Annotated in this window: 9 protein-coding genes; 4 read left to right on the forward strand and 5 right to left on the reverse strand. The window is 48.9% G+C overall.

Annotated elements, in window-relative coordinates; genetic code table 11:
* Positions 1-337 precede the first annotated feature (337 nt).
* Together Q0986_RS06405 and Q0986_RS06410 are read left to right on the forward strand one after the other, a co-directional pair.
* On the forward strand, positions 338-853 hold the full coding sequence (locus Q0986_RS06405; protein WP_299406246.1) for a hypothetical protein: 516 nt from the start codon (positions 338-340) through the stop codon (positions 851-853).
* 314 nt (positions 854-1,167) lie between these two features.
* Positions 1,168-2,364, forward strand: a complete 1,197-nt coding sequence (locus Q0986_RS06410; RefSeq protein WP_299406250.1) for an acetate kinase — start codon at positions 1,168-1,170, stop codon at positions 2,362-2,364.
* A gap of 156 nt (positions 2,365-2,520) precedes the next feature.
* Here Q0986_RS06410 and Q0986_RS06415 read toward each other — a convergent pair whose 3' ends face one another.
* From Q0986_RS06415 to Q0986_RS06430, 4 genes are all read right to left on the reverse strand, one after another.
* Complete coding sequence (locus tag Q0986_RS06415; RefSeq protein WP_299406254.1) at positions 2,521-2,952, reverse strand: pentapeptide repeat-containing protein; 432 nt, start codon at positions 2,950-2,952, stop codon at positions 2,521-2,523.
* 104 nt (positions 2,953-3,056) lie between these two features.
* Positions 3,057-3,359 (reverse strand): FeoC-like transcriptional regulator, encoded by a 303-nt coding sequence (locus tag Q0986_RS06420; protein WP_299406257.1) that lies wholly within the window; start codon positions 3,357-3,359, stop codon positions 3,057-3,059.
* Positions 3,360-3,391: 32 nt separating this feature from the next.
* Positions 3,392-5,752, reverse strand: coding sequence for a Fe(2+) transporter permease subunit FeoB (gene feoB, locus Q0986_RS06425; protein ID WP_299406262.1), 2,361 nt, complete (start codon positions 5,750-5,752; stop codon positions 3,392-3,394).
* Positions 5,753-5,754: 2 nt separating this feature from the next.
* Complete coding sequence (locus Q0986_RS06430; RefSeq protein WP_299406267.1) at positions 5,755-6,309, reverse strand: ferrous iron transport protein A; 555 nt, start codon at positions 6,307-6,309, stop codon at positions 5,755-5,757.
* A gap of 470 nt (positions 6,310-6,779) precedes the next feature.
* Here Q0986_RS06430 and Q0986_RS06435 point away from each other — a divergent pair, with 470 nt between their 5' ends.
* Positions 6,780-7,697 (forward strand): cation diffusion facilitator family transporter, encoded by a 918-nt coding sequence (locus tag Q0986_RS06435; protein ID WP_299406272.1) that lies wholly within the window; start codon positions 6,780-6,782, stop codon positions 7,695-7,697.
* On the opposite strand, the gene Q0986_RS06440 is transcribed toward Q0986_RS06435, so the two are convergent.
* Positions 7,694-8,443 carry a Crp/Fnr family transcriptional regulator gene (locus Q0986_RS06440; protein WP_299406276.1) on the reverse strand — a complete coding sequence of 250 codons (750 nt, stop codon included), beginning with the start codon at positions 8,441-8,443 and terminating at the stop codon, positions 7,694-7,696. The genes Q0986_RS06435 and Q0986_RS06440 overlap by 4 nt on opposite strands.
* A gap of 288 nt (positions 8,444-8,731) precedes the next feature.
* Here Q0986_RS06440 and Q0986_RS06445 point away from each other — a divergent pair.
* The coding region (locus tag Q0986_RS06445; RefSeq protein ID WP_299406280.1) for a cbb3-type cytochrome c oxidase subunit I at positions 8,732-9,916 on the forward strand (1,185 nt) is incomplete at its 3' end.

Below are 9,916 nucleotides of genomic sequence, written 5' to 3' on the forward strand. Positions count from 1 at the left end.
ATCCCTTTTGCTAGCAGTTCACTAAAAATTACTGTTGGAAGGCCAAGATTTCTTCCCACGTTCTAGACTCTCAGTTCTATTTTAAGATTTGCCAGTGTTGGCCTCGAAGAGGGCAGCATCGTGGAGGTTAGCACTGCTGAGATCGGCCTCGCTTCTAACGGTCGAGATTTTAACCGTCAGCTACTACAAGGGAACACTGCATACAACGACCCAATGCGTCCAGGCACCATTATCTAACAGATCAATGCAGACGTTGGTGCGCCGCTTCACTGAGTCATAGGCTTATCAACATATGAATTACCAACATTTATATATCCACTATCACGAGATACCATTTATGACCCAACAAAATCCATCCGAACAAAATTCAACCGAACAAGACGCTACATCTACAGCGCCACAAACTGCGTCTACGAATGGATGCTTAGGATGTTTAGCCGTCGTCTTCGGTGTTCCTATAGCACTCATGGCAGTTTCATATATTTTTTCTGCTATAGGATTCTTTGAGCCTAGCAGCACCAAGTACAGCTCGAACAACTTTGACCTTCCAAGAAGCGTACCTAAAGTAGATCAAAATAAATGCAAAGCCGTTGAGGATGCTGTTATATGCGATTACTCCAGGGGAGGTGTTTGGTGTGTCACTGGAGGTGGTGTCGCAGATGGCACAGATCTGTTTAGACTGAAGGATTTTGGTGATCCAATTCCACTCGCTTCTAACTCTATTTTTGTTCCTAATGGCAAGTGCATGGCAGCTAAGGGGGTGCTTAACGTGAGGGGTAAAACAGCCATCATTTTTGAGGAAGGCGGCGAACGTCGACTCGCCTGGTCGCAGTACTTAGAGCACGACAGTTAAACCACTGAATCACTGAACCACTGGCTCATTGACATTTATCCGGGCAGGCCATCGACTTTTTCAATTGTGGTCAGCGTGTCACGAGACTACCTTGAAAAGGAACGACACTTAATTTCAGAAAACTCCGAAATGCTCTGTGAACAAATGGCACTTAATTAAAGCAATACCACCTGAATGTGGGAAAGGGGCATTATGCATCAAACCCTTTCCAGGGTGAAGTTTTTAGGTTTTAGTCTTGCAACACTAATTCTGGAAAAGCGTCATTTAACGCTGCAATGTACACTTCTCGTTACCAGCCATCTGTGGGCCAGACCATGAAGATTTTAGTTCTCAATGCCGGTTCTAGTAGCCACAAATGCTGCCTTTACGCGATTGAAGGGTCTCTCCCTGATCATCCACCACCTCCCCTTTGGGAAGCCCAGTTAGATTGGCATGATCCAAACCATGCATCGTTAAGGGTCACAACAGAACGAGGAGACATCGAAAAAGACCTCTCCTCGGTATCACGTTTTGATGCACTCTCAAATCTCTTGATAACCCTATGGCATGGACCGACCCAGGTCATCCAAAACCCACAGGACATTAATGTCGTGGGTCATCGTGTGGTGCATGGGGGGCAAGATTATCAATCTAGTGTGGTGGCGACATCGGAGGTTAAAACTGCGATCGCAGATCTGATTCCCTTAGCCCCCAACCATAATCCCGCCAACTTAGAAGGGATTGAATTGATCGAACAGCTGTTGGGAAATGTTCGCCAAGTAGCCGTCTTCGATACTGCTTTTCACAGTCATCTTCCCGAGGTTGCAGCCATCTATCCCGGTCCCTATGATTGGCAGCAACAAGGCATTCGTCGGTATGGGTTTCATGGCATTAGTCATCAATATTGCACGCAGCGAACGGCAGAAATTCTGGACCGAGGTGTGGACCGCCTGATTATTTGTCATTTAGGAAATGGAGCATCTCTGACAGCAGTCAAGCAAGGTCAGAGTATCGACACCTCGATGGGCTTCACCCCCTTAGAAGGATTGATGATGGGTACGCGTTCGGGGTCGATTGATCCAGGAATTTTGATTCATCTGATGCGGCAAGGACATGATGCCGATCAGCTAGATCACATGCTAAATAAAGCCTCTGGCTTAAAGGGGATCTCAGGGATTTCCCATGACCTGCGGGAGATTGAGCAGGCCATTGCTCAAGGCAATGCCCAAGCTAAGCTAGCGCGAGACTTATATCTCCATCGCTTGAAAGCTTGTTTGGGGTCCATGCTGATCAGCTTAGGTGGAGTTGATGCCTTAGTGTTTACGGGCGGTATTGGAGAGCATTCTGCTTCAGTGCGAGCTGAAACTTGTAAAGCGCTCGCTTTTTTGGGGCTAAAGCTAAATCTGAGCCTGAATCAAAATTCTCCGGAAGATCAAGATATTGCGACGGTTGACTCAAAAGTGAGGGTATTGGTGATTAAGACCCAGGAAGATTGGGCCATTGCTCAGTCTTGCTATGAACACTGTAGTTGAGTCTACAGGGGGATGTTACTGATGTTAGGGAGCAGGCTGAGGGGTGTGCGATGGCTGAAGGCCGCTCCTTGAGCATCGCACCTGCAATACCATCCGCTAACCAAACTAGCTGAATCCTGAACCCAATCTAAATCAGGGTTTCTAGGAATTGAAACCCTAAGCAACCAGATGCATCTTCGCCGTTTCGGGGTGAAATCCTGTGGGGAAATGGGTATTGCGATCATAATCCGCAGCAGCCAATCGAGCCTCATCCAAATCGGCTTCTCTCAGATCCGTCCCCATCAAATTAGCCCCACGCAGATCGGCTCCTTTAAGATTGGCATTTTGCAAAAAGGCTCCTCCCAAGTCTGCTCCTCTGAGATTAGAGCCTTGCAAATTGGCTTCGCCCAAATCTACAGACTCTAGATCTGCCCCTGCCAAGTAGACATCTTGAAAGTTCACTGCACTCAAATCCATTTCACTGAGGGCTATACCACGCAAATTAACCCCTGAAAAATCTCGTTTCCCTGAAGCGTATTGGGCAACAAAATCTTCTCGATTCATCCCTGTCATCATGGCTTCATCCCTGTCTAGATGGATCGCTTTCAAGGCACAGTACACTCTACTTCGATCTTAATCGGAAATACCTGCACAGCCTGCAATCTCAAGAACTCTTTATGGATCTGCTACACAAGATTAATCAGCTCAGATTCTCAGCTATGGATGGGCTGATCTTGGCAGCAAGGAATAGAACATCGAGACCCATGAGGCGATTCACGTCTGGTTCGCTCATCTATCCATTCATAAAACGTCAGAGCACGGTCATCACAAGCAGTACACCCATGACACTTGGTAGGAACAGGGGTTCGCCGTACCCGCCCTTTACGAATCAGTTTGAGGATCATTGGCTGCAGGGCGTCGCCCTCCATATGGAAATGCAGCTCCATCTCCGCCAAAGAAACGAGATGACCGTTATGGATAAAGTCTTGAACGTCCTGCAAAATCATAATGGTCATCCCTCAAATTGCCATACAAGTCGGGTTGTCACTTAGTTTTTGCCTGCAGTCGCTTTCGGTCTACTTGTCGTTTGCTTAGGGCTGATGGTGACCGTAGTACGGTTGGCACCAAGGGTCTTAAGCAAGCCAATCACCGCAACCATGGCCACTATCCCGCCACCAATCCAGACAGTCGAAAATCCTGGATGCTGGGCAAACGTAGCCATCTGATAAAACATGGTCGCCACCCAATAGGCCAACCCCGTGGTCCAAGCGGCGACCAAGGCCGTCCACCCTAAATTGGTCTCTCGATAAACCGCCCCGGTTGCTGCGACACAGGGAAAATACATCAGCACAAACAACAGGTAGGCAAAAGCCGCCGTTGAAGTACCAAATCGCTGCGCCATTTGACCAAAGGTACTCGTAGAGAGTTCTTGTTCCTCAGCCACTGCACTCTGATCTTGGACATCACCAACATTTAATCCCAACGGATCGAGCAATTGATTCCCCAAACTGACCATATTGGTCGGAATGCTAACCAAGGCAGCCTGAAGATTCTCACCAAAATTAAAGGGAGGATCTACCTCGCTGGGTGCTGCTTCTTCCGCCAGTTGACCATAGAGAGAATCCAACGATCCCACCATGGCCTCCTTGGCAAAGACACCTGTAAAAATGCCCACCGTCGCTGGCCAATTCTCAGCTTGAACGCCCATAGGGGCAAATACAGGTGTAATGGTGCGACTGCTGGCTGACAATACCGATTTCTGGCTATCCTGCTGACCAAAGGAGCCATCGGTGCCCACGGAATTTAAGAAGGCCAGAACCATCACCATCAGCACAATCATCTTCCCGGCCTTCAGCAAAAAGGTTTTGAGTCGGTCTCCGGCTCGTAGAAAAACCCCTTTGATTTTTGGGATGTGATAGGGGGGCAATTCCATTACCAGTGGGGAGGCCTCGCCCTGCATAATCGTGTTTTTCATCACAAACCCGGTAAAGACGGCAGCAGCGATCCCAATTAGGTATAGGCCAAATACCAAATTCTGACCATTGCGAGGGAAAAAGGCCGCTGCAAACAGCGCATATACAGGCAACCTGGCCCCACAGGACATAAACGGATTCATCATGATCGTCATCAGACGATCGCGTCGGTTTTCCAAAGTCCGAGTCGCCATAATCGCGGGGACATTGCAGCCAAACCCCACCAGCATGGGAATAAAAGACTTACCCGGCAAGCCCACAAACCGCATCAGCCTATCCATCACAAACGCGGCTCTGGCCATATAGCCTGAATCTTCTAGCAACGCCAGAATCAGAAACAGCAGGCCAATTTGGGGGATAAACGTTGCGACGGTTTGGATGCCACTCCCCGCTGCCGTGACGATACCCGTGAGCCAGCCCGGTGTACCGATGGATTCCAGCCAGGTTTGAGGCGCATCAACAAACAATGTCCCCACGGTAATATCGAAAAAGTCAATAAAGGCTCCACCGATATTGATGGCGATAAAAAACATCAAATACATCACCAACAAAAATAGGGGAATGCCAATCCAGCGATTAAGGACGACCTGATCAATCTGATCCGATTTGGAGTGGCTGACCTGATGGGTTTGTTGAACCGCTGCTTGCATGAGACTGCGGATATAGCCATAGCGGGTATCCGCCACCAAAATATCGATATCTTCATGCAATAACTGGTGAACTTGGCGGCGATGTTTGGCAATAATTTGCTCCAGCTGCTGCCCCTGCAACTCTGGGGCCACCCGATTTTCATATTCCAGCAGCTTCAAGGCGGTCCAGCGAGGGGCAATTTTGGAATTATGCCCCTGCTGCTGGACAATAGGCTCTAGCTGATGAATGGCATCCTCAATCACCGCAGGGTAGGTAACAAAGGTGGGATGATTTTTCGGATCATCAACATAGTGGCTAATAATGTCCTTGATTTCGTGGATGCCCTCCCCTAGGAACGCACTCATGGTACTCACAGGACAGCCCATCCGCTGGGATAACACGGGCGCATCAATATCCAAGTCGCGATCTTGAGCAATGTCCATCATGTTTAAGGCCACCACCATGGGCAATCCCATTTCCATAATCTGGGTGGTGAGGTAGAGATTGCGCTCCAGATTGGAGGCATCAACAATATTCAGGATTAAATCGGCTTTGGTGGACAGCAGATAGTCGCGGGCAATCACTTCATCTAACCCCGTACTGTCATCTTCGCCATCTAGGGAATACACCCCGGGCAAATCCACCACCGTCGTTTTGGTGCCGTTGTAGTGATAGTGTCCCGTTTTTTGATCAACGGTCACCCCTGGCCAATTCCCCGTTCGCTGGTTCGTTCCGGTTAAATCGTTAAAAAGAGTGGTTTTACCACAATTAGGGTTACCAATTAAGGCAATGGTCGGTGTTGACATCGCTATTCCTGCACCTCTTGGACAATCAATAAAGCCGCTTCCGCTTGACGAAGGCTAAGCCGAAACCCTCGAATTTTGATTTCTACGGGGTCACCGAGGGGGGCAATATGGGTCACAGTAAATTCAGTCCCTGGGGTGAGGCCCATGGCCAATAGCTTCTTTTTATAGGCTCTTAGGTCTGGGGTATGGGTATCGGCAAAGCCTTTGACCTTGCCGGTTTGATAAAGCTGTAGATCCTTAAGGGTTAAGGGGGCAGTTTGTTCCATCTTGGCGGGGTCTCCCATGGTTTGTTCTGGATCCTTCAACGGCTGATCCGTCACTAAAATTTGCTCGGCAATTTGCTGATTGAGACCAATACGGGTTTCGCCAATACGAACCACTAAATTGCCAGCTACCCGCTGCAAGATTTCAATGGCGGTTCCAGGGGCTAGGCCCATACCAATCAGTTGAGTCGTCTTGGCACCATTTCGATAGCCAACAATCCACAGGTGTTGTGGTGGTTGAGTTTTGGCCAGGCTTTGGTAAAAACTGGCGGAAATGTGGGAATTTATAGTCACGAATAGAATTTCCGAAACACAGAAATAAAGAAGTTACTGCTCATACAAATAGCCAGCAGCATTCAAAGCAATATATCTGGTGCAACAAATTAAGACTTCACTGCAGATCGCAGTAGTTAGCTAGAACCCAATTGATAGCTATCCTCATCTCACTCATCCGTACCGGGATGAAATCAAACAAGCAAGGTTCAGTTAATTAATAGTTATTATCAATAAGTAGCCTTTTAGTGTCTACACTTTTTAGACTGTTTTAACGAACTCATTACTAGTTAGAACTCTGAAATACCCTCACTGCAATTCATTCATGGGAAGCATAAGGTTTAGAGGCTCTATAACAATGAATAATATTTTTGATTTAAATCAATAAAATCACTGGTTCTATTTGCTTCTATATAGTTGCAGTAAGCCGTATTTATGACTGATGATGATCTCAATAGCAGTTCCTAAATAAAAGCAGCCCCAGTAGCCCTATGACCCTCGATAATCGCCAAGATGTGCGCAATGTGCTCGTCACAGTCCTGTTTTTAAATGTGACCGTGATGCTAATTAAGGCTGGCCTGGGATGGTGGACAGGGTCCCTTAGTTTATTTGCCGATGCCCTTCATAGCATTACTGATAGTGCCAATAATGTTCTGGGATTGACGATGAATCGACTGGCGTCCCCCGAACCGGATCGCGAACATCCCTATGGACACCAGAAATTTGATGCCATTGGAGCTTTGGGCATTGCGGCATTTTTAGGAATTGCCTGCTTTGAAATTTTAGAAGGGGCGGTGGGACACCTCTTCAACCATGAATCTCCTGTGGAGATGTCTCCCCAAGTCTTAGAGCTATTGCTGGTGGTATTGGGCATCAATATTGTGGTGGCGGTGTACGAACGCCGTGTGGGTGAGCGGGTCGGCAGCAGTATTCTGCTATCGGATGCACAACATACGATGAGCGATATTTGGGTCACCGCCATGGTCATGCTCGGTCTTGTGGGTGTGGGGTTTGGCTATCAGTGGGTTGATGTGGTGTTGGCCTTCCCTGTCTGCGTTTTAGTCTTTGCGAGTGGCTGGTCTGTGTTGCAGCATAACTTGCCCTGGCTGGTGGATGAAATGGCCATTGCCCCAGAAGCCATCCATGACGCGGTGATTAATGTACCTGGGGTACTCAACTGTCACGATATTGCCTCTCGGGGATTGTTGGGACGTCAATCTTTTATCGAAATGCACCTGGTAGTTGACTCAGATAGCGTTGAAGTGGCCCATAACATCACGGAAGAAGTGGAATCGATTCTGGAGCAAAAGTATGCCCCTGTCCGGGCCACCATTCATATTGAGCCCCAGTCTTATTCCTCTGAGCAAATTAGTTTTGGTGAAGTGTCTGCCACGGAACAAGGCATCTAATCGGAAGCGTCTGGGGACTGACTCAAGGCGACCAGGCGATCGCGATCGAGTATCGTCACCTTGGGACCTGCGATCGCAATAATGTCATCATGACTGAGCTGATAAAATGCCCGAGACAGGGTAGCGGGAATGGTTCCTAGCCGTGCCGCCAGTTGACTTTTAGTTAAATCTAGATACACCGTGTCAGGGGCAGTAGATCGGGATCTCGCAGCGGTATCCCGGAGCGTATCCGATACCGTATCGCCAACCGTATTGCCCAGGTTTAATAGGTAGGTTGCCAGTCGCTGAGGCACACTTTTAAACGACAATTGCTCGACCAGTTGGGCCAGATGGCGCAGGTGACTGGAGAGGCTAATCAACATTTTTACCGCCACCTCGGGGCTGTGGTGAAGAAAATCCAGGAAGGGGTAGCGGGGAAAGAAGATAAGATCCGCAGGTTCCAAGGCTGCAGCGGAAGCTGGGAAGACCTGACCATCTAAAGCGGGAACATCCGCAAAGTTATCGCCTTCGGTAAAAATATTCAAAATCTGTTCTTTACCATTGGCAGACATCTGAAAGACTTTGACCCGGCCCGTTCGCACCACATAGAACCCCGTTGCCTCTTGGTCTTGGCGGAAAATCTGCTCTCCCTTTTTAAAGTGTTGCAGTTGAGCAATTTGGGTTAGGGATTGACGTTGTTCTGGAGATAAACCTCGGAAAATCAAGGTTGTCTCCAACCAAGTAGCCACGTTAGCGGTATCTATCATCTACCTACACTCTGCCCAGAATTCAAACGATATATGGCTCGCAATCCCTTCAGCACATTAGTACTCCCCATAGACTCCGCATTATCCTGGCCATGTTTAGGGATCAGACCTCAGATTTAAGCATCTTTTAATTGGCCCCTTGACTTAAGTCAAAGATTGAGTCGGACTGGGTCTCCTACAGTGAGAGACATCTCCTCCAGCCCAGCACCGGACGATCCTCAGGGCTCAACTCCGCTCTGCTCAAGCAATTGGCTGTGAGGAGCAATACCGTTTTTGGGGATAGCAACAATGGCCAACCCAACCTTAGATACCAATGTAGCGACGAACTTGCGATCGCGTCGCCCCTCGATGGGCTTACCCGCATGGCTAGCCCTGATTTGTATCGTCACCTTTACCGTTCTACTCACAGCGGGGGCAGCCATTTATAAAAATGCACCGCCCATCCCCGCTCAGATCGTGTCCCCTCAGCAGGAAACGATCCTTACCCAAACCGAGATTCAAACGGGTCAAGAAACCTACCTGGCCCGAGGTGGCCAGCATATTGGCAGCATCTGGGGACATGGCAGCTATCTAGCGCCAGACTGGACCGCAGATGTCCTCCATCGCTGGGGATTAGCCACTGCGGGTGTCCTATATGACGGTGATCCGGACTTCAGTCAAGCAGATTTCGAACAATTATCAGCGATTGACCGCGCCACCCTGACCGTCCAAGTCCAGGAGGATTTTAAGGCCAATCGTTACGATGCCAACTCAGACACCTTGGCCCTAACATCGGCCCAAACCCAAGGGCTACAACAGGTCTTTGAAGATTATCAAACTCTGCTTTCTCAAGGCTCTTCCATTCACTCTATTCCTAGTGGCTGGTTTACTGATGAAGGACAAATCCACTCAGTCACTGCCTTTTTTAGCTGGACGGCCTGGGCAGCCTCAGCCAACCGGCCCAATGCGCCCTTTTCTTATACCGCTAACTTTCCCCACGATGATTTGATCGGCAATCAAGCCCCAGGGCAATTTCTAATCTGGTCCATTGTGTCAGTGGTGGTCTTAATTGCGGCCATTGCCTTTTTTCTGTTCGTCTACATTACCCAAGAAGATGCGGAAGACGTGCAGCCCGTTACTACCCGCCCCGCTATTCGCCTCGCTACCCCCAGCCAAAAAGTGACAACCCTCTTTTTTGGGGTGGCCATGATCCTATTTTTAGTCCAAATCTTGATGGGCATGGTGACCGCCCACTATGCTGTCGAAGGCGATGGTTTTTATGGAGTCCCGATTCAACAATTTATGCCCTACGCCGCCTCCCGCACCTGGCACCTACAGATTGCAGTCTTTTGGATTGCCACCTGCTGGTTAGCGGCAGGGCTTTACTTTGGCCCTCGCTTTGGTAAACATGAACCCAAGTTTCAAGCCTGGGGCAATGGTGGACTGTTAGTCGCTCTCACTGTTGTCGTTGTTGGCTCCCTGGTGGGGACTTGG

Source organism: Acaryochloris sp. IP29b_bin.148 (assembly GCF_028285565.1).
Classification (GTDB): domain Bacteria; phylum Cyanobacteriota; class Cyanobacteriia; order Thermosynechococcales; family Thermosynechococcaceae; genus Acaryochloris.

Bases quoted from the DNA above. Each gene is read 5' to 3' on its own strand.
- Q0986_RS06435 (WP_299406272.1), top strand. From the start codon at position 6,780: ATGACCCTCGATAATCGCCAAGATGTGCGCAATGTGCTCGTCACAGTC.
- Q0986_RS06440 (WP_299406276.1), bottom strand. From the start codon at position 8,443: ATGATAGATACCGCTAACGTGGCTACTTGGTTGGAGACAACCTTGATT.
- feoB (WP_299406262.1), bottom strand. From the start codon at position 5,752: ATGTCAACACCGACCATTGCCTTAATTGGTAACCCTAATTGTGGTAAA.
- Q0986_RS06410 (WP_299406250.1), top strand. From the start codon at position 1,168: ATGAAGATTTTAGTTCTCAATGCCGGTTCTAGTAGCCACAAATGCTGC.
- Q0986_RS06405 (WP_299406246.1), top strand. From the start codon at position 338: ATGACCCAACAAAATCCATCCGAACAAAATTCAACCGAACAAGACGCT.
- Q0986_RS06420 (WP_299406257.1), bottom strand. From the start codon at position 3,359: ATGACCATTATGATTTTGCAGGACGTTCAAGACTTTATCCATAACGGT.